Consider the following 20,546-nt stretch of genomic DNA (forward strand, 5'->3'; position numbering starts at 1 on the left):
TGTTTGTTGAAAAACGGCAGGCCGGGTAAGGCGAAGCCGTCACCCGGCAACTCAGAGCGTACTATCCCTGACAAACATTCAAACGAAGCAATTGCCGCTGATGGAAACGCCCAAGGATCAGCACCGTCGTTAACGCACCAAGCAGCGCGCAAAACATATCTGACTGGGTATCCCATGGATCGCCCTGCGTCCCCAGAAAATCATCCGCACCCTGTCCCATTGCCAAAGCTGCCCACCACTCAATGAGTTCATAGGTGGCGCTAATGGCCAGAGCAACACAGCACACCAGAAATCCCGTCATCTTATGTCCACGAACATACCCACCGCGCAGCAGAATTTCTCGCGCTGCCAGTGCGGGAACCAGCCCCTGGAAGAAGTGACCGAGCTTGTCATACGGATTTCGGCTAAGCCCGAGCATCTCCTGAACCTCAAAACCAACCGGAACCTTTGCATAGGTGTACATACCACCAACCATCAGAATGATGGCGTGGAAGAAAATCAAGGTATAGAGAAGGGGAGTCAGGGGGTATCGCCGGTGCGTGGCAAGCAGAAGTGGGATGATGATAATGACGGGCGTCACCTCCATCAGCCAGGTGATGCGATCGCTCGTGAACAGGCCGGTATAAAACAGGATCAACAGCAGGAGCAGTGACCCGACTTTTAAAGCAGATAAGGTCATATCATTTTCATTGTCAGGGGAAAAAATCACTATTACCTGACAGAAGGGAAAATTCAATGCGTAGCGGATACAGAAAAGCAAAAACCCAGCCGTAGGCTGGGTTCTTTAAATAGTGGTGCCCGGACTCGGAATCGAACCAAGGACACGGGGATTTTCAATCCCTTTTAAAAATGGCCAAAGAAAGAACATAATTCTTATTAACTACAATTCTCGTAAGGAAGACCTTGCTGAAAAATCCATATGAGTTAAGCGAATTACTTATCTTGTTCAAAAAAAAACATACATCAACTACCAGAAAGCTACCATGTGGATAAGATATCCACTGAATGGGTGATGCAGCATAACAGAGTTTTTCTCGTTGATTTTGAACCATCGGATCTAATCTTGATTTGGTTGTAATTGGAATAAGAACATGTTTGATAGAATTTTCTCCATTGGAACCTTAAACCATCATGATTTTATGGGGTGCTTTACGGAGCAAAAAAACTAAGGAAGTGCCAATTATTTTCTATTGTCCTCTTCCAGACGTGCCATTTTTAAATGTTTGTCGGTGAAGGTCAGTAACGTCACACCCTCTTCATTATTCATGAATCCGGTGCCGTTAATCATCATGATCAGCCGTTCCTTACCACGGAAGATTTCATAATACTTACCTGCTGCGCATGACATGGTTTTAGCACAATCTAGACCATCTAACGCTGTCACATCCAACACCTGATCTTTGGTTGCTACTGGCTTACCGTACTCCTTCGACAGCATTTCATCGAGTTGCATGAAGGTGTATTTGCCAACCTTTGTCGTCATGCTCGACTCTACTTTTCCATCAATTAAACCACCGGTGGTATGCGGTTCTTTACTTTCAGGTGTTATTTTTTCAAACAGCGCGAATGCTTCGATGTTTGGAGTTCGTTTCTCAAAGAGTGCGTGGTACTGGCTCTCAAGGGCACTTTTGTCTTTCCCAATTAACGTTATTTTGTCGATGTCTGACTCATTGCAGCCTGTCAGTGCGAATGCAACTACCAGAGAAGTGAGAGTGACGAGCCTGATTCTTATCATTTATTTCATCTCAATGTCTTACTGCTACTTGCTGCTACCAACATGCAGCAGCCAAAGAACACGCTGAGGCTACTTAATCCGATTTGAGAGAACAGAGCAATCGCGGTAAAAAGAGCCTCAAATTATTTCCATTGTGTATATTACTAAATATTTCCGCCAACACCTTTGAATTTATCTATAAAGGCACCAATTTTCTGGAATACAGTCTGCTTTTTCGTTTTGTACTGAGGATTCAGCGGACTGAGCTTTGGTAGCGTCTCATTTAGCTCAGTGCCATTTTCGGTAGCATACTCCCGTTTGAGTGATGTGCGGATGTAACGCCTTGCAGCCTCTTCATTGAGGTTTTCTTCCTTAATCAACGCTTCCGCTTCCCGCTGCTGTTCACGCTGAGCATAGGTAAAGAATGCATCAATGATACTGGCCTTGTCCGGCATGTCATCAAGGTTAGTTTGCTGAATAAAGTCAACAATCAGACCTTCTTTGGCACGGTTGCCCAGACTTGACCGGATTAAGCGTCTGACCTCTTCAGTCAGGGCTTCTTTACCTTTTTTCTCTCTGTTGTGGTCGAAAATCAGGCCAAGAATGTAGTCCAGGTTAATTTCCTGCGACTTGAGCAGGTCAATTTCAAACACCACGTCATCCCAGTCTGTGGTTGATTTATCCCTGTCGTTTGCTGCTTTTTCGCGTCGCTGCCAGTCCCGGATATCATTGTATGCTGAGCGATAGTCCTGAACTTTACGTTCTGCCGGGAGACGAATGGTTTGTAATTCAGCAAATTTTTCATCATCCACATAGTGCTCTGCTTTAAAGGTTTCTACCGCTTCCGGGTCACTAATATCAACCTTCTGCAGGGCTTTCAGCGTGGCAAATTCATCATAGTTTTGCAGGATGTTTTCTGCCCGCAAATATTCACCAAACAGTTTGACGAAGGCTTTTTTCTCTTTTTCACTGTCGATACTAGCAGGGTCAGGGAAGCGCTGCTCCAGCTCCGAAACAACAGCCATAAAACCTCGTTTAGCCTCACCGGTTGCCGCATCGGTAAAGCCCTGCATGTACTCTTCGTAGCTTTTTTCCAGTACCACATTCTTGGTGTTTTTGTCGCCAAAAAGTGTGATGGCATCAATGGTCGGACGCTCCAGGTCCCTGAAAGTCACGATATTGCCGAAGGTTTTGGTGGCATCATAGATACGGTTTGTGCGGGAAAATGCCTGCATCAGGCCGTGATAACGGAGGTTTTTGTCAACGAAAAGAGTGTTAAGCGTCGGGGCATCAAAGCCGGTTAAGAACATTCCCACCACGATGAGAAGGTCGATATCCTGATTTTTCACTCGTTGAGCTAAATCGCGGTAGTAGTTCTGGAAGCCGTTACTGTCGGTGCTGAAATTGGTTTTAAAGTGGTTGTTGTAGTCATCAATGGCTGCATCCAGAAATTCCTTCGCACTACTGTTCATCGCGCTGGTATCAAAGCTTTCGTCAGTAATATCACCAATGGCGCTTTGCTCTTCATTTGCAGCAAAGGAGAAGATGGTTGCCACCCGAAGGCATTTATAGCTGCCAGATTTCTTCTCTGCTTCTTCCTGTAGCATTTTAAACGTCGTGTAATAAGCTTTCGCCGCGTCCACGCTGCTAACTGCTAACATGGCGTTAAAGCCCTTAGCTCCCGGGAAGGTTCGGTGCGTTTTCTGCCGGAAGTTATTGAGAATGTATTGCGTTATTTCCTGGATACGCAGGGGGTGCAAAAATGCCTGTTGGTTTTCAGCCGCGCTGAGTTTTTTCTCGTCTGTTTCCGTTTCAAGAGACTTAAACTGTGGGCGGACATCGTTATAGTCCACCTTAAACTTCAGCACTTTTTCATCACGAATCGCATCAGTAATTACGTAAGAATGTAATTCACGCCCGAAGACGCTGGCGGTGGTTTCTGCCCCCAGTGCATTTTCCGGGAAAATAGGCGTACCGGTAAAACCAAACTGATAAAAGCGTCTGAATTTTTTCTTGAGGTTTTTCTGGGCCTCACCAAACTGGCTGCGGTGACACTCATCAAAGATAAACACCACCTGCTGCTGATAGACGGGCAGGTCAGCTTCGGCTTTCATCAGGTTATTGAGTTTCTGAATGGTTGTGACGATGATTTTGTTATCGTCCTTATCCAGGTTTCTTCTGAGGCCTGCTGTATTATCGGAACCATTGACACTGTCCGGAGAGAAGCGCTGATACTCCTTCATGGTCTGGTAATCGAGGTCTTTCCTGTCGACCACGAAGAAGACTTTATCAATAAAGTCCAGTTCCGTAGCCAGACGTGCGGCCTTAAAGCTGGTCAGGGTTTTTCCTGACCCTGTGGTATGCCAGATAAATCCACCGCTTTCGGGTTTTGACCAGTTCTTCGCTTTAAAAGAGCTGTTGATTTTCCAGAGGATTCGCTCAGTGGCAGCAATCTGATAGGGGCGCATGACGAGCAGCGTCTGGCTGCTGTCAAACACGCTGTAATTAAACAGAACATTCAGCAGAGTATGCTTCTGGAAGAAAGTGGCGGTAAAGTCCTTGAGGTCCTTAATCAGAGTGTTATCCGACTTTGCCCAGTTCATGGTGAAATCAAAGCTGTTTTTATCCCGCTTAGTGGTACTGGCAAAGTACCGGGTATCAGTCCCGTTGGAAATCACGAAGAGTTGCAGGTATTTAAACAGGGAGTTATCGCTGTTAAAGCTTTCCTTGCTGTAACGGTGTATCTGGTTAAAGGCTTCATGAATCGCCACACCGCGTTTTTTGAGTTCGATTTGCACCAGTGGAAGGCCGTTGACCAGAATGGTGACGTCATAACGGTTAGCGTGTGAGCCAGTCTGCTCAAATTGCTGAATGACCTGCACCTTATTGCGCAGCAGGTTCTTTTTATCTATCAGATAGATGTTTTCCAGACGACCGTCATCAAACGTGAAATCACAGATATAGTCGATATGGATTTTACGGGTTTTGTCCAGGCTGCTGTCACTGGGGCTGTCGAGATACTGCTCTGCGAAACGCCGCCATTCACTTTCGTTAAACACCACACCATTAAGACGCTGAAGTTGGTCCCGCACATTCGCCAGCATCGCAGTCGGTGACTTAACGGAGATAAACTCATACCCCTGATTAAGAAGGTCCTGAATCAGCTCCCGCTCAAGGTCCGATTCGCTCTGGTAGCTGTCACCGGTATCCAGAACTTTGGTGTATTTATCAAGGACGATAAAGTTATTTGATTCAGCAATGGTGTGTGTCTGTTGTGTCATGGTGCATCCTGTGCGTCATCTGGCAAAGTCCGGAAGGATATCAGAAGCGTCTTCCGGCATTCGTAAAGCCTGATACCGGGCGGGTGAGAACAAACCCTGCCGGTATCAATGGTCCGTCAGTTGCTGGCGGTTTCTGGTCTCGGGAAGCTGAACAGCAAGTCACGATAGTACTCGTACTGCTTTTGACGTAGCTCGATTTCACGAGGAAGGCCTTCGTTGATGGAGTTTGTTAGCGCATCAAATTTGTCCAGAATAGAAACTATTCGCTCTTTATCTTCAGGTGAAGGATTTGGAATACGTATGCTCTCTAAATTTTTCTTATTTAGTTTTGGTTGCGCTGCTCCGGAAATATAGGGGGCTAAATCAATGCTATTCAGATAGTACTCCACGTACCTTCGTTCTGCATAGGAATCGAATTTAATCACATGTGCATGATTGTTTACCCAAGACTTACCACTGATACTAAATGCTATAGGCGTATTGCGGGCTAACAAATTTGCGCCATCTTCAGAAATCAGTAAAAAATCACCATCAAAAATGTAATCTTTAACATAATCGACAATTCCAGAAGCGCCATAATAAGGAATACTTCCGGCTTCCCTCAGACCGCTGGTAATGGGTTTCCTTTTCGAATCCAGATTTTCCCCTAGATCTCCCAGCATCTTCCACTCAACTTCATCCTCATCAAAACTCAGCAACTGGTCGCGATAGTAGTTGTACTGTTTTTTTCGCATATTAAGCTCAGCTGTAAGCTCAGCTGTAAGCTCAGCTGTAAGTGCAGTAAACTTATCCAGAATCCGGACAATTTCTAACTGGATAGCAAGAGACTTTTCTGGATTGTTGGGGCAAGGTATGGGGATGATTATTTTTGCCATATCTGATGCGGAAACATCAATTACTTTTGTCCCTTTTGAGTACTTTCTTTTTTCATTGTAAAATGAATTTGTCTGGGTGAAATAAGCAAAGTATTTTCCAATAATACCTTCCCTGGGCTTAAATATTGTCGCATGGCCGCCGGTGACAGCTTGCTCTTTACCAAGATAAACCAGGGCTTTACCGACATCTTCAAGATTTTCACTTGTATTAGTGATCACTACATCGCCAGTATTTACTTTTTTCAGCTTTTTAGCTGTATCTTGTGAAACAAAGGACTTTGTGGTTTCTGTTGAAAGGCCATAAAAGGTATAAATCTGACCATAGTGAATAGCAGGAATACCTGCCTCAGTAAAATCAGTTTTTGGTAAGCCATTTCCACGAACAAGCTCACCTAAAACACCGAGTGGCAGCCACTCAACCTCAGCGCCATCCAGCAGTTTTTCCAGATAACTTAACTCGCTCATGCCCGTGCCTCATTGTCTTCAATTTGGGCCACAATCGTATCAATGTCTTTGCGCAACTGATCGATTTTGCTGACGGTAGTTTTTAGCTCGGCATTCAGCACTGCAATATCTACAATTTCGCGGGTATCCATGGCTTCGACGTAGCTGCTGACTGACAGGTTATAGTCATTGGCGGATACTGTTTCATAAGGGATTGTTTTCGCGAGGTGGTCAATATCTGCTTTGCTGGCAAAGACCTGCATAATCTTTTCGATATGACCATCAGTCAGGATATTGTTATTGGTTTCTTTCTTAAACAACCCGCTGGCATCAATAAACTGAACGCGGGTATCTGTTTTGTGCTTTGACATCACCAGAATGTTAACGGCAATGGTGGTGCCGAAGAACAGATTCGGTGCCAGAGAAATCACCGTTTCAACATAGTTATTGTCGACCAGGTACTGGCGGATTTTCTGCTCTGCACCGCCACGGTAGAAAATACCGGGGAAGCAAACTATTGCTGCACGCCCTTTAGCAGACAGGTAGTTCAGCGCATGTAGGACAAATGCAAAGTCCGCTTTTGATTTCGGGGCCAGTACGCCAGCCGGAGCAAAGCGCTCATCGTTAATCAGGGTCGGGTCGTCACTGCCAATCCACTTAACCGAGTACGGCGGGTTAGAGACAATCGCATCAAACGGTTTTTCATCGACAAAGTGAGGCTCAGTCAGGGTATTCCCCAGTCTGATATCAAATTTGTCGTAGTTGATGTTATGTAGGAACATGTTCATACGCGCCAGGTTAAAGGTTGTATGATTTATCTCCTGACCATAAAAACCTTCTTCAATGATATGGTTATCAAAGTGTTTTTTCGCCTGAAGCAGCAGTGAACCGGAGCCAGCTGCAGGGTCATAGATTTTGTTGACGTGAGTCTGACCGTGCATCGCAAGCTGAGCAATCAGCTTAGAGACGTGCTGAGGTGTGAAGAACTCCCCGCCAGACTTACCGGCATTTGCCGCATAGTTAGAAATCAGGAACTCGTAGGCATCACCAAACAGGTCAATCTGGTGCTCGTTAAAATTCCCCAGTTTTAGCCCCTCAACGCCTTTGAGAACGGCGGCAAGACGGGTGTTTTTGTCTTTGACTGTGTTCCCCAGTCGATTGCTGGTCGTATCGAAATCGGCAAAGAGACCTTTGATGTCGGCCTCAGACGGATAGCCGTAGGCAGAGCTTTCAATAGCGACGAAGATACTGTTTAAATCAGCATTCAGCCTGTCGTTGGTGTTAGCTTTAGCTGCAACGTTGCAGAACAGCTGGCTCGGGTAGATGAAATAGCCTTTAGTCCTGATGGCATCATCTTTGATGTCATCGGTAATGATGCTGTCATCAAGTGCTGCATAATGTATGCTCTCATCCCCTGCTTCCATGTAGCTGGAAAAATTCTCACTGATGAAGCGATAGAAAAGTGCACCGAGTACATACTGTTTAAAATCCCATCCGTCTACGGAGCCTCTGACATCATTGGCAATGGCCCAGATTTGACGGTGTAGCTCGGCACGCTGCTGAAGGCTTGTCATTTTGTATCCTGTTGTATGATTCTTAAGTACTGTTATTGGCCCGATTTTATCGCAATTTCATATTGATGACAGGCTTTGTATGTCATACGTTTCACTGAGAGTTCGTTTTCCCGGTTGTGTAGCCAACGCTCTTTCAGTCAGGCCAGTAGAAACGTTGTGCTGACGATAAATACTGAAGCCCCAATACTATCGGGGCTGAACGTTCAGTCGGTGAGAATTTCTTCATCCGTATCCATTGTGGATGGTGATGAATCTATTTTTGTTGTAAGAAATACCCGATTCAGTAGTCTTTGCTTCAGGGCGTTTCTTCGCTCATTGTAGAATTCCGGGAAGCGAATGAACTCAATATTTTCATCTGAAACTAACAGCATTGATGGCGAATAGTTGTTTGATGGCTGAGATAGCCATTGTTTCAGGGAAGTATCCTGTTTACTTATATTCTGAGAGTGATTCAGTAAATGAAGATTCGGTATGGTGTCCCAGTATTCCGGATTTTCATAAAAGCTGAGGTTCTCTGGTGAGTTCGCAACATAATCTAATTTTTCAAGATATTTCTTTGAAAAATGATTTCTTGGGTGAAGGTGATCAATATGAAACACCTCGGTCGGATTCATTTCAGGGAACAGAAGATGCAATAGTGCGCGGCAACGACCTTCGCCATATCTGATATTGAGAAGGCTTTCGATGTATTCGTCGTCAAATCTGAGGTCCTTATTCGAGCCTTTATATCTGTCAATAATCTTCTCAAGAGGAAAATGAATATCTGAAAGACTATTTTTCATTACATCTCTGATGCTCGTGAGTAGCGCATCGGCCTGGCTTCCAAAGATCCCTTTCAGAAGTACCATGTAAAACCACTGGCTAATTACTGAGCGTTCATTGTGGTTCTTATTCAGGAGATTAATCGTTGTATATAATGGATGTCCACTGGTTTGCTTTTTGTAAAGCCAGTAGACCACAGGAATGACTGCATTTTTAGATATCAAAGACTGTGGATTGATGCCGAATCGCCTGATAAGAATAAAGGTCTCCTTGATACAGGATTTTATTTCAGACCATTGCTGTTGTATCTTACCGACCTCCTCTGAAGTGAAGTTTTTTACTTTGAACCGGACGTCAGAGTCAATAAGCATCAGGCTGGTTTTTAAGAACCAGTCTCTTTCAATATAAAACCCCATTTCATTATTCTGATAAATGTTTTTTGTCAGTTCATCCAGTTCTCTTCTGAAATCACCCTGCCAGTGCGCTACCGCTATTGACATCAGTAAGTCGGAGAACTCAAGTTTTGTCCCCCCGCTGTTCGTGCGGATGAAAACATCCAGCACATGATCAATGTCCTGACTGCTCTCATTGAAGTAGTGGATAAGATTCTCAGTTCTTATCTTGGTATAAAGTTTAAGCAGAGTTTTTCTGGAAAACTCACTGGAAATGAGTCCTCTTTTTTCAAGTTCTGGTACGACAACGTTAAATAAAATATCATCCGGGGAATCATACTGCTCGTATTTGAATATTTCGTGCAGGCAGAACCAGTGATGTTTGTTGTCTGTAAGTGAATCAGTGTATTGCTTGTCGGTCAGGAACCTGAAGTTATACTTCATCATGAGCTCATCGTCTGAATTAAGTGGCGCTGTTAAATCGACGTAAAGCTTTCTTGGCGGCAGGATGCGATCATCCTGTGCCGAAGGCCACCACACCCGGGGCTGTTTATACGCATACGTTCCACACAATCCAATATATAATGATGTGAGACGCTGCTGACCATCAATCACCGCCTTGAAATCATGAAATCCAGCATTTGTTGCTACGCAGGGGTTTTCTTCATTAAATCGCTGACAGTATTCTTTCAGGAATTCATAGAATTTGTAATCATTTTTAATACTGGCACTACGGATATCCCACATCATGAAAGAGTTTATCGGGTAGTCTCGCATGATGGAATCAAACAGCAAACATATTTGACTGCTGTTCCAGACGAACTTCCTCTGAATTGCAGGCAGAAGATAGTGGCGTAAATTAATTGAATCTATCGCTTGTTTTATCGTTATTGCTTTTTCATACTGGCCAGCCATCATAAACCTCATATGTTATATTAGCTGGCCTATTTTAATTTATTGCGTGTCGGTAGTACAGTCTTTGCACAAACTAATTTATGCAATGGAAAAGCTGACGGCTCGGTTTGTGTTTTTCATTCGGGTAGACTCGCATTGCGGATGCACAAAGTGATGAAGCCTGTCTTGCTATATTTTTACCGAAGTTAACAAGTAGGCCGTGCTTTATTTTTTCACCCTCTGCCCTGATGCTGATGATAAAGCTGAACTGATATACGATTACCTCAATGAGGTCATTGCCAAATGTTATAATGGCGGCGTTGTTTATTTCATGTTCATAATCCCTCAGGTCAGTGTTAAGTCTTGCTGTTGCATCTACAAGTGCGTATTCTTTATCGATAATCATAACTTTCTCACTTATCATGTTAATGTGATTTAATCATCACTAATAATATGTTGTGATTTTAATTACGATTATTCGTCTGTTTTCTCCCGTAATGCATTATCTGATGAATAATGTTCATGTGGGGTAAGGCTTCCATAAAGTCAGACTGTTCAATCAGCGAAATGAGTGTGTTATCGATCTCAAACGTTGTATCCGGTAATACCTCAACCAGCCTGATTCGGGACAGGGAAATAACGAACACGCCCGATGACGTACATCCGGCAAGAAACCACTCCGCATGGCTGCAAAGCAGACGGTAGGGATGAACGGTATGGCTGACGTTTTCGTCGGTTCTGATACGCACCTGGGTCTGGTTAAGTATGGCGAGCGTCAGTCTGCTGAAATCACCAAAGAGCGTGGGTTTCTGGTGCGGCTCCGGTAGCATAATCCTGTAGGGTGAAGGGTGCTCCCCGTCAAGCAGAAGGCTCAGCAGTTTGGCATCCATCGCGGGTAACAGACGGTCAAGATGCAGCAGTCTCGCCAGTATCTTCATATCCCGTTCCGTGCGGCGACGAAAGTAATGCGAAGCGAGCTGATATACGCCGTTGTTCTGTTCAATATCAAGATAGGTGAGGCGGACGTTAAAATCCCGTCGCAGCGTTCGCGTCGTCACTCCAAATTCCTCTGCCAGCGTCCCGATATGCAGCTTTTCACCCTGAAACAAACGGCTCAGGATGATGGAAAGGCGGGTTGCCAGTCTGTCATGTTCGTTTTCTTGTGTTATCAGCGTCATACATCATTTCCGAATTTAGCCGGGAAATAATGCCAGCAGTAGCGGACAGGATTTGTCCGCCCTCTGAAGTTTTTTAAAGTCTGAATACCTTAAATGTAAGTGCTAAACGTCAGTATTCTCAGGTGAATAAAGATGCTTCTGGCGCATGTAGGCAATAAAAATGCAGGATGGTAGCGTCACCCGGTATGCGGGACCGGCTAAATCAATCAGCAGCCAGAGAGAACTGAGCACCCAGCCCACGGGACCGGCAAAAGCGCCCATGGTACGCGTCAGCATGGCATTTCCTGCAACGGTCAGCCCTCTGCCTAACAGGGCTTTCGCCACACCATTTGTGACAACAAGTGCCATCTGATAGGCCGCAAACCCGGATGTTTTAATCCCCGCCTGGATTGCCATGGTCAGCAGCTCCGGCGTGGGATTGCTGTAGCCTGTCTGCAATTCTTCCGCCACGGTCTTTAGCTGAGCGGGTGTCATCTTCTCAAGGCTTTTCTCCAGGATCTTCATCAGCAGATTCATTTCAATGGTTTCAACACTGGATTTGCTGTTGTAGTTCACCTTCATTTTATCGCAGGCATCGGTAAGAATTTCCCGGTACAGCACCCCTTTACCCCAGCGGAGCAGCGTGGCAAAGCTGTTTGCCCCAAACGTCTGAACCTCGGCGGCAATGGCATCCCAGTAGCGCGGGTGGTTGGGTTTGTGTTTTTTATACTGAGGATCGTAGGTCAGCGTTTCCGTGATGCGTGCCAGTCCGTCTTTCGGATCGCAGATAAGCACAGAAACCAGTAAATCCAGATCGTCACGATGACAGTGGCGCAGAAACTCAAGGTCAGGGTCGTGTCGGTAGGTAGCCATATTTCACCTCATTGCAGATATTGGACCTGACAGTTTAAGGAAGCCCCCGGACAGGGTTTGTCCGCCTGAAAAACAAAAAAGTAAAAAAAAACCTGCCCGAAAGCAGGTTTCTGTTCACCGGATGGAGGTATAACGCGTCGGGATTACTTTCCGCGCCATTCCTTTTCCACTTTATCCGCAAAGGCATCGCACTGCCGGGCATACTCGGGGTTATAGAGCAGCTCCGACTGCGAAAGCTGCATGGCGGTCATGCTGCCGTTACGGGCATTTGATTCGAGCCAGGTTCTGCCATAGGTTTTGTTCATCACCTGAAGTACCTTGTTGAATACCGAGCCGTTGAAGCGGGCATTGAGATTAACGCCTTTTACCTGAAGGCCGCTGTCACTGGTCTGGGTCAGGCGGGTGGAGTACATCGCGCAGAAGGTCGAGTTGGTTATCATCTGAGCGTCAGCCTGCTCGTCGGCGAACGCGCTGTGGCTGAAGGCTGAAAGCAGAATTGTGGCGGTTAACAGTTTTAAAATTTTCATCATGTTCCCTTATGGATTGAAAAGCGGAGACAGCCTGCCATACGGGGTGGTCAGGAGATGTCCGGCAGAGAAAAAAGTCAGGGTTTAAGAGAGGGAGAGAGTCGCCAGAGGTGAGGGCCAGCGGATTCCAGCACAAAGGCCAGATGGGTGAGGTCCCGTCTTGCTGTACGGGGAGACACGTCAAACTGCCGGATGATGTAGCGAACAGATATTGTCTGACCGTAAAACAGGGCCATGGTCAGCCGGATAAGCCGTTCTCCCTGTCCGGTAGTGTGTTGCCTGCGACGATTAACATTCATCGTTGCCATACGCGCCATCGGTCCCCTTTCTGAAATCTATCGAGGTGTCTGGCAAGCCAGATATCAGGGCATGAATTGCCGGTAACGCAGCGGGCAGTAAACCGGTGGCAGTTAAAATCCAGCAGGCTGTAGGTATAGCGCTGACCCACTGCCGCCTTTGCCCGTTCAGCGGCCTGCGTACAGCCCTGTGGAGTTAAATCCATACAGTCGGTATACACCGAGATAGCGGAGTTCCAGCCATCGAGCCGGTCAAGAAACTCGCTGGCCTGACTTCTGATAACGATGCCGTCACCGTCAAGATGAACAATGTTGCCATTACCCACATAGATACCGCTGTGTGCGGCAAGGCCAAAAAGCAGTTCGCACTGCACGATACCGCCGTAAGCCGGTTCATCGACGCAGGACAGAATGCAGTTATCGATAAATGAATCCACGAAGTTCAGCAGCAGAAGCCGGTACATAACATTCAGTTCCTTACTACGGGGGAGAGGGGGGATGCGTGGGAAACGTAGTGAACACTCAGCTTTCCCACAACGTACGGACCGTGAAAACCCCCATATCGTGGTAAGCCATAAAGTTACTTTCCCATAGCGACCAGAACTCACGGGCGTCGATATGAGAGATATCGCCACAGCGGGAAAGCCACGTGTATTGATGCGTCCAGCTCACATCGACATCTTTTTCAAGTTCAGGCCACGGATACCCTGCATAGTGAAAGTCGGTGACGTAATCGAGCTGCCAGTCTTCTCCGGCAGAGGTGAGGCGTATTTCGACCGGATGCCAGCCGCCCGTTTCCGGTGAGTATTCAGGGTCACGAAAGTTAATGGTTAATCCGGTGATGGGGTGACGATGAGGCGGTTTTTGCGCGACGATATCCAGAAGCATTTGGGTGAATGACCGGGAGACAGGCAGCACATAGCCGCCCTGCAATATTGCGGGTGATGACATAGTGAATATCCTGATTTTGGATTAACGGAACACAGAAAAAGTGAGGATTAGTCCTGACTGAGCGCAGCAAGCTGCGTCATACGATGTTGCCAGTCGGCATAACAACGGTGCATAAAGAGTCTGCTGCTGTCCGCTTCGATAAGGCAGATATCCGGACTTCTGAGCACAGCGGCAAGAAACCCTGCGTTATTGGTGCTGCCCTGACCAAACAGTGGGCGAAATACACGGGACGGAAAGCTGTCTGGCTGCTGTTCCAGAATGGCGTGAATCGCATCAAGCGCTATCCATTCACGGGAGAACAGGCCCCCTTCGCCATTGGCGGTTAAACGCAGGGCAAGGCTTCCGGTTTCATCCTCCTTACCCAGCTCATACGTCAGCAGTCCCTTACTGTATGGACTGATTTTCTCGGCTTCACCCCCGTAGAACACGGTATAGCTTTCGGTGACGGCGGCTTCGGTAGCGACTTTTTTCTTACTCATGGTTCAGCGCCTCAATCAGGTTCTGGAGTTGAGTGATAACGGTCGTGTCCGGGAACACCAGATAGATACCCTGTCCGTTATCGCAGACGATACCGAGCAGGAGATACCAGCCATCATCAAGTGCGGTGACGTATTCCGGGTTAGCCAGTGCCACTGCCAGCAGCGGGTCTTCGGGGAGAGTGTCGTCGTGGTTGAGATGCCAGAGCAGGGTTCTTGTTTCGTTCCAGAAAGCAGTAAACAGGTCGATATCATCTACGGGGCCAAGAATTTCATTGCTGAGGGCCGCCAGTGCGGAGGCGGGCAGGTTGAGAAGGGGAAGACTGGTGGGTGTCGTGAGCTTGAACATGATTATCTCCATAATGAATTGATTTACATGGAAATAATATGTGCATAAAAAGAGGTTTTTTACGTTCATAGTCGTTGGGGTTGGTGAGCTTTGTGAATGTACAAAATCAAAGCACCCGCAGGTGTAAAATGTGATGATTGTCACAATAATAAAAATTAATGGAGTGTGGTTTTGATTGTTGAAAGGTTGATTTACCCTTAAGTTGGGCTGCATATTGTCAAAATCATCACTTTAATCTATTGATTTAAATAGCATTAATTTTAAATGCCTTATTGGGTTGTTTTTTAGTCGAAAATCGGTGGGGTCTATTACCATTTTCTTATTTCAGGGCCTCAAAAGTTGACTTACTTTGGGCGATGCATCCGGAACACAATTTTTTTATAGGGTTTAACGCTATTTTCCCTTTTCCCTGAGCAGGAGTACTCCTGATGAATCATCATGGTCTTTCTGACTTGAGTATTAAATGTCAATGGGCATGTAAGAGCTGATTTTTCATGGGCTTGAAAGTGATGCCACGAATAAATAAGCTTATCCCATTGTTGGCCGACATATTAAATTACTCATTATCATCTGAATTTTCAGAGGACCATGTACATATTATGAATGTTAATTACCCTTTAAATAAAATAACACAAGTGCTGGATGAAAAGAGCATCACAGCTGCTCATAAAAATTCCTTCAATGTAGATGTGGAAGCTCAGGGGTATTCCGACTCTGGAGTATCTGATGTTGTAGAATATCCAGGGGTTGCACCTAAAAATACTGGAGGTGTTTTTACTAAAGCCCTTTTTGATGAATATAAAATCCGTGCAGTACAAGCTGCACAAACAATCGAGACCAGCGATAAGAAGTTAACCGGACTTAAGGCAATATTCTATCCATCAGGTCGCATTAAATTTATTGTCCGCAAAAGTATTCGCGGAAAGAATATCTACGTTGCCGTAGGAGGCTACCCGGAAATTTCAATTAAAGATGCAAGGGAGCATGCCTTTAAAATAATTCAGGAGCTCAAGACCGCCGTTGAGGCTTACGGTGAGCGTTTTCTTACTCACAGTAAAATGACGTTTAATGAGCTTGTGGATGAGTATGAGAAAAGCGTACTCAGCACGGGCGTTAAGCGTTCAGCTAACACCGACCTTTCTAAGATCCGTAAATACCTGCGCCCTCTTCTCGGTGACAAAAAGCTGGCAGGTATGACGGAGGCGGATATTCTGAGCTATCTGTATGCTCTCGATCTCAAGCCAGCCACCCGCAACCGCCATCTGGCGCTCATTAAAGCGGTGTTTACCTGGGCTATACGCATGGGATACACCAACCGCTCTCCGGCGCTTTATATCAAAGCGCTGCCTGAAGTGACGTCAGATCGCCGCGCCATGGATGATTCCCAGCTTCAGTGCTGGATGGAAGTGTGTGAGTGCTGGCGTAATGGTAAACCCGATCATGAAGCCCTTGCTCTGCTCATGTTCCTTGCCCTGACGGGACTGCGTCTGGGGGAAACCCGTCATCTTCGCCTTGAGGATGTGGACTGGAGCCGCAAAGTTATCACTCTTCGCCACACCAAAAACGGCAAACTCCGCCGTGTACCGGTATGTGATAAGGCGTTCGTTCTTCTGACAGAACAGCGTCAGCATCTGGGTGATGAAGGCTGGGTATTTCCGGGCAAGGGGACCGACAATCCGGTTGCTGAGCCGCGTCGCCTGCAAAAACGACTTTGTGAGGCTGCGGGTATTCCACCGTTCACCATCCATGAGATGCGTCATACCTTTGCGACAAAGCTCATTGAGAGCGGGGCCGACATTCACACCGTCAAAGACTTACTGGGCCACAGCACGATCAAAGTAACGTCACTTTACTTGCACTCATCACCGGCGCGTTACCACGAAGCCGTTAACCGGGCGATGGCAGATTTGAACCTTGTAAACATGACTTAATGAAAACATTCATAGAGCAGGACATGGCTTATACCGTTATATATTTTACAGGACAGAATTAATGACAATTGAAACTAAAACATTATCAACGCTACCACCTGCGCTTTCACCACTCGCGAAAATTATGTCAAATATGCATCGTGAAAAAACTGACAGGTCAGATGTCAAGAAGCTGCTGAGAAAAGCTTCACAACATAAAGATATCGATCTTTCCGTTATCAACGAAATGGTATTCCGTGAGGGATTGCCGGAGGGTTATGGAGCCAGTGCAGAAGCGCTTTATTCACTCTCAGGTAAGGCCCCGGTACCGTTTACATTTACACCTGTATTTCCTTATGCGAAATGCTTTTCTGCTGATAGTCAGTCTGATATGCAGTTGTTGCTTGTTGCAAGGAATCAGGCTGGAAAGATTATTTCTATTCGTATCAAAATGGATGAACTGTATGCCGATATTGATCGGGTAATGGCCTCTCTCGCTCACAGAGGCGTTGCGATTGATCCTGTTCGTAAAAATGAACTGATTAGATTCATTCTCAAGTGCATGGATATGAAGTTACCGTGTTATCTGGTGACGCCATCTATGGGGATGATCGATAAGAAAGCCGCTTTTTTGCACGGAAAAACCCCTATTTTCTGTGACCTTGACGGATTTGAAAATATTATCCCGGCTTCTGTAAAGCGTATCCCCGAAGGGATTAAGGAATACGGTGAGCTAGATCAGTGGCAGGAACTTATTGCTGAACATGCAAAAGGTGATTATCAAATTTTTGCCATCATGCTCTCTCTTGCATCCCCTTTGCTTGGGCTTGCCGGGCAGGATATTGCTATATTCCATTTCTATGGTCTTTCCACGACAGGAAAAACAATCCTGCTGCAACTGAGTGCATCGTGTCACGGGTATGGAGGAGATGCCGGAAGTAACGGCCCGTCGCTCATTGCCCGGTGGAATGCCACGAGCAACGGTATCGAGAGTCATGCTGCTTTACAATCCGGTACCGTGGTATGTCTTGATGAATTAGGAGCATTTTCTGGAAAAGAGCTTTCCTCCCTGATCTATAACCTGACATCCGGTGTCTCAAAAATTCGTATGGATAAAACGCAGGAGATGCGCGAACCGTTAAGGTGGAACTCGTTCTTTGTGTCTTCCGGCGAGATATCATTTTCCCATAAGCTGCGAGAAAAAAAACAAAACCTGCAGGGCGGTCATGAGCATCGGGTTATCAATCTCCAGATTTTCCCGAAAGATGCCGGAGCCCCTGGAGAGGGGCCGGAAATTATTCGTCAGCATGCTGACAAACTTAAGTCGGGACTTGAGCACTTCTGTGGGACGGCTGGACCCGCTTTTCTCCGTAGTCTGCTTTCTCAGACTGATGAAGAGGGGCTTCCCGTGAGTTATCAATGGTTACATGAATCCGTTAAAGCTAAGGTATCAGAATGTGAAGGCCTGCTTCTGGCTGAGCTGATTGATGAAGGGTATCTCCTGACGGATGTTCAACTCCGTGCGCTTCGACGCTTTTCTTTCGTAATGGCTGTAGGTCTGCTGGCGCAGGAACTGGGTATCTTGCCTTACTCTCCGGAACGAATTGCGACCGCCGTCTGGGAAATAGTTGTTCGTTGGCTGAGTGATACCTCTGTGCAATATAACCCGGTCCAGCAAGCATTGATTGATATTCAGCGTGATCTTGTAAAAAGGGAAGGGGCACATTTCATCGGCCTGAAAGATCGTGAGAGCCGTAAACCCGGAAACCACTGGGGGTATATCCACCATACTAATGAGGATTTTTTAATCTTCGCACCTGTATTTGAAGAGTGGTGCCAGAAACATTCATTAAGCGCTCGAGAAGTCGCTAAGGAGCTGGCATGCCGAAAACTTCTTCGGGTAGAAAGTAAAGGGCATTACAAAAAGCGTCCTCTTACTGGTATGGATAAGTGTTACTACCATATTAAGCGGGAGTTTATCAGTGTTGATTTGAATTTTTCTTAAAGCATTATCTGAATGTAGTTAACTAACTTATCTTTAAACTTATTATTCTGAATAAATTAACAGAAGGGGAACCCCATGACTGAATTCTGCGAATTAAATGAGACTCACTTTTTTCCTGGCGCTATTACAGGCTGTGAAACTATTCGTCCACCATTTACGCTTTATGGTCTTATCATGACGCAGGCTAAATGCAATTTCTATGGTATCTGTAGGGAAGTGACAGACAGTGAGTATCCTGAATTAAAAGCAATGATTAACCGGAATGAAAAGATTCGTTTCTTTGCCAGTTATATTTTCAAAGGTAACGTTCGTTATGATTATCTTGGCGAATTACCAACACTATCAATCGATCAGGCTCGCAATAAAGCCCGATATCTTGCCAGAAGTAATGAGGATGAGACCGCTTATGAATACATCCCATTCTGATTGATGAGTTTACCCTCAAAAAAAGCAGGGGCATTTGCCTCTGCTTTTCAGTTATCGCAAAGAAGGTAGCTGAGCTGTTATCCTTTCCGCCAGAAGTTGGCTGGTGTTTTGTAAGCGCTGAGGATGAAGGTGCGCATAACGCTGTGATGACTGACTACTGCGATGACCTAACTGCGCCTGAACGTCATACAGCGTTCCACCATGGGAAACGATGAGCGCCGCAACCGAATGGCGGCAGGTATGAATACACACTTCTTTGTCGAAAATTCCCGCCCGTCGCACGATACGCTGAAAGGCTTTGACCGGATTGTTCAGCGGCATTCCTTGTTTTTTACCGATAAACAACCACGGATTTCCACGCTGTGTTGGCAGCGTTCTGATTACGTCCATCGCCAGTGAGTTAAGATGAACAATCCGTCCATAGCCATTCTTGGTTTCAGGGAGCCACAGGGTGCGTTTAACCGGGTCAACATGCTCCCACTTAGCCAGACGCAGCTCATCACGACGAAGGCCGGTCAGTAACAGCAGTTTGACATAGCATGCAGCGACGGTGCTGGTATCATCATCGGCGGAGAGAAAAATACGACGAATTTCATCCTCGGTGAAATAGCGCTGTCGGGCGTTGTTCTCCCTGAGAAGCTGTACCACTCTTGCCGGATGGATAGAGGTAATGCCTCGCCTTCCTGCCCAGGTAAATACCGCTTTAACCAGTACGATGACACGATTACAGGTTGCTGCTGACAGTGAAATGCTTAACGTCTGCTGGAGGCGAAGAATCCTGGCTGGTGTGATATCACTCAGTAGCATTAGACCTAAGACGGGACGGATATGATCCCGGTAGCGCTGGAAATCCTTTCCCCAGCTACGTTTTGCAGATTTTGCCCATACCAGATAATGCTGGTTAAAGAGTTCATCGAATGTCATTTCTTGTCTCTTGTTTTCACGTTCCTGCTTAGGGTCAGTTCCGGTGGCAAGTGAGCGTTTATGCTCCATGGAAATCTTACGGGCTAAGGTGACATCTACCTCAGGCCAGTGACCAATAGCTATGGCGCGTTTTCGTCCATGATAGAGGTAGCGGAGCAAAAATTTTTTACGTCCTTCCCCTTTGCTGACCAGACACTTCAGGCCAGAAATCTCGGTATCGCTGTATTCGGCATCGGTGCTGTGTGAATCTGATGTGTTAGGGGGCAGGGATTTAATGAGCTGATTAGTAAAACGGAAGCGTTTCGGGCTGGACATATTACCTCCTGTGACTGGTGTTAAGTACGTCAGGGTTGACCCATCCCCGGCACGGTGTTGTAAATGGCTAAGTTGATTTTCTAGCGTGGCGAAGGGGATGCTGGTGTTACTTGAGATGATTGAAGGCGAGAAATGCCGCAAAAATAGGTGTTACGGTCTGTTTCTGGTCTTAATGGAAAAAATACCGGTGGGGGATGTATTCAAAAAAATAATATGTGCTTTGGTTGATTTTAATTACATATATGGGCGACATTATCCAGAAATACCTTATTGGAGAGTATGTGCTTATTTTGAGAGCATGCTTCTGCATTAATGATTAATCATTAATTTAGTAGGTGTTGTTTTTTATAGGGCTACATTTTTTAATTTTGGTGTTGTAGGTTTATTTCATGATCATGTGG

Annotated in this window: 19 protein-coding genes; 3 read left to right on the forward strand and 16 right to left on the reverse strand. The window is 46.1% G+C overall.

Annotation, left to right across the window (positions count from 1 at the left end):
• Positions 1–61 precede the first annotated feature (61 nt).
• From INF61_RS22380 to INF61_RS22450, 15 genes are all read right to left on the reverse strand, one after another.
• Positions 62–679 carry a DUF2238 domain-containing protein gene (locus tag INF61_RS22380; RefSeq protein ID WP_015572442.1) on the reverse strand — a complete coding sequence of 206 codons (618 nt, stop codon included), beginning with the start codon at positions 677–679 and terminating at the stop codon, positions 62–64.
• A 501-nt stretch (positions 680–1,180) separates the two neighbouring features.
• On the reverse strand, positions 1,181–1,735 hold the full coding sequence (locus INF61_RS22385; protein WP_032610123.1) for a hypothetical protein: 555 nt from the start codon (positions 1,733–1,735) through the stop codon (positions 1,181–1,183).
• Between the two features lie 143 nt (positions 1,736–1,878).
• Entirely contained in the window at positions 1,879–4,995 is a 3,117-nt protein-coding gene (locus INF61_RS22390) for an HsdR family type I site-specific deoxyribonuclease (protein WP_032610122.1), read from the reverse strand.
• Between the two features lie 116 nt (positions 4,996–5,111).
• Entirely contained in the window at positions 5,112–6,335 is a 1,224-nt protein-coding gene (locus INF61_RS22395) for a restriction endonuclease subunit S (RefSeq protein WP_126517225.1), read from the reverse strand.
• On the reverse strand, positions 6,332–7,888 hold the full coding sequence (locus INF61_RS22400) for a type I restriction-modification system subunit M (RefSeq protein WP_032673099.1): 1,557 nt from the start codon (positions 7,886–7,888) through the stop codon (positions 6,332–6,334). The genes INF61_RS22395 and INF61_RS22400 overlap by 4 nt, the downstream gene beginning before the upstream one ends.
• A 203-nt stretch (positions 7,889–8,091) precedes the next feature.
• Positions 8,092–9,960: a DUF262 domain-containing protein gene (locus INF61_RS22405; protein WP_223866199.1), complete on the reverse strand. Its 1,869-nt coding sequence runs from the start codon at positions 9,958–9,960 to the stop codon at positions 8,092–8,094.
• Positions 9,961–10,030: 70 nt separating this feature from the next.
• Positions 10,031–10,342: a hypothetical protein gene (locus INF61_RS22410; RefSeq protein WP_052215421.1), complete on the reverse strand. Its 312-nt coding sequence runs from the start codon at positions 10,340–10,342 to the stop codon at positions 10,031–10,033.
• 58 nt (positions 10,343–10,400) lie between these two features.
• On the reverse strand, positions 10,401–11,114 hold the full coding sequence (locus tag INF61_RS22415; RefSeq protein WP_032610119.1) for a YafY family protein: 714 nt from the start codon (positions 11,112–11,114) through the stop codon (positions 10,401–10,403).
• Positions 11,115–11,216: 102 nt separating this feature from the next.
• Positions 11,217–11,966, reverse strand: coding sequence for a DUF3944 domain-containing protein (locus INF61_RS22420; protein ID WP_032610118.1), 750 nt, complete (start codon positions 11,964–11,966; stop codon positions 11,217–11,219).
• Positions 11,967–12,109: 143 nt separating this feature from the next.
• Positions 12,110–12,493 (reverse strand): hypothetical protein, encoded by a 384-nt coding sequence (locus INF61_RS22425; protein ID WP_023337780.1) that lies wholly within the window; start codon positions 12,491–12,493, stop codon positions 12,110–12,112.
• A 77-nt stretch (positions 12,494–12,570) separates the two neighbouring features.
• Positions 12,571–12,801, reverse strand: a complete 231-nt coding sequence (locus tag INF61_RS22430) for a DeoR family transcriptional regulator (protein ID WP_157843390.1) — start codon at positions 12,799–12,801, stop codon at positions 12,571–12,573.
• Entirely contained in the window at positions 12,789–13,253 is a 465-nt protein-coding gene (locus tag INF61_RS22435; RefSeq protein ID WP_032610117.1) for a lecithin retinol acyltransferase family protein, read from the reverse strand. The genes INF61_RS22430 and INF61_RS22435 overlap by 13 nt, the downstream gene beginning before the upstream one ends.
• A gap of 58 nt (positions 13,254–13,311) precedes the next feature.
• The gene (locus tag INF61_RS22440) at positions 13,312–13,740 is read right to left on the reverse strand and encodes a DUF2787 family protein (RefSeq protein WP_023337778.1); all 429 of its coding nucleotides are present in this window, start codon (positions 13,738–13,740) and stop codon (positions 13,312–13,314) included.
• A gap of 47 nt (positions 13,741–13,787) precedes the next feature.
• Positions 13,788–14,219, reverse strand: a complete 432-nt coding sequence (locus tag INF61_RS22445) for a hypothetical protein (protein WP_050596928.1) — start codon at positions 14,217–14,219, stop codon at positions 13,788–13,790.
• Entirely contained in the window at positions 14,212–14,565 is a 354-nt protein-coding gene (locus INF61_RS22450; RefSeq protein ID WP_023337776.1) for a hypothetical protein, read from the reverse strand. The genes INF61_RS22445 and INF61_RS22450 overlap by 8 nt, the downstream gene beginning before the upstream one ends.
• A gap of 494 nt (positions 14,566–15,059) precedes the next feature.
• Between INF61_RS22450 and INF61_RS22455 the strand changes: the two genes are divergently transcribed.
• The 3 genes from INF61_RS22455 (at position 15,060) to INF61_RS22465 (ending at position 18,906) form a co-directional block, all read left to right on the forward strand.
• Positions 15,060–16,496: a tyrosine-type recombinase/integrase gene (locus INF61_RS22455; RefSeq protein ID WP_223863123.1), complete on the forward strand. Its 1,437-nt coding sequence runs from the start codon at positions 15,060–15,062 to the stop codon at positions 16,494–16,496.
• 61 nt (positions 16,497–16,557) lie between these two features.
• Positions 16,558–18,480, forward strand: a complete 1,923-nt coding sequence (locus tag INF61_RS22460) for a DUF927 domain-containing protein (protein ID WP_032610115.1) — start codon at positions 16,558–16,560, stop codon at positions 18,478–18,480.
• 75 nt (positions 18,481–18,555) lie between these two features.
• Positions 18,556–18,906 carry a hypothetical protein gene (locus INF61_RS22465; RefSeq protein ID WP_032673100.1) on the forward strand — a complete coding sequence of 117 codons (351 nt, stop codon included), beginning with the start codon at positions 18,556–18,558 and terminating at the stop codon, positions 18,904–18,906.
• Positions 18,907–18,957: 51 nt separating this feature from the next.
• On the opposite strand, the gene INF61_RS22470 is transcribed toward INF61_RS22465, so the two are convergent.
• On the reverse strand, positions 18,958–20,145 hold the full coding sequence (locus INF61_RS22470) for a site-specific integrase (protein ID WP_032610113.1): 1,188 nt from the start codon (positions 20,143–20,145) through the stop codon (positions 18,958–18,960).
• Positions 20,146–20,546: the final 401 nt, after the last annotated feature.

The organism is Enterobacter cloacae complex sp. P18RS, from assembly GCF_014982105.1.
In the GTDB taxonomy this organism is placed as follows: Bacteria; Pseudomonadota; Gammaproteobacteria; order Enterobacterales; family Enterobacteriaceae; genus Enterobacter; species Enterobacter hormaechei_C.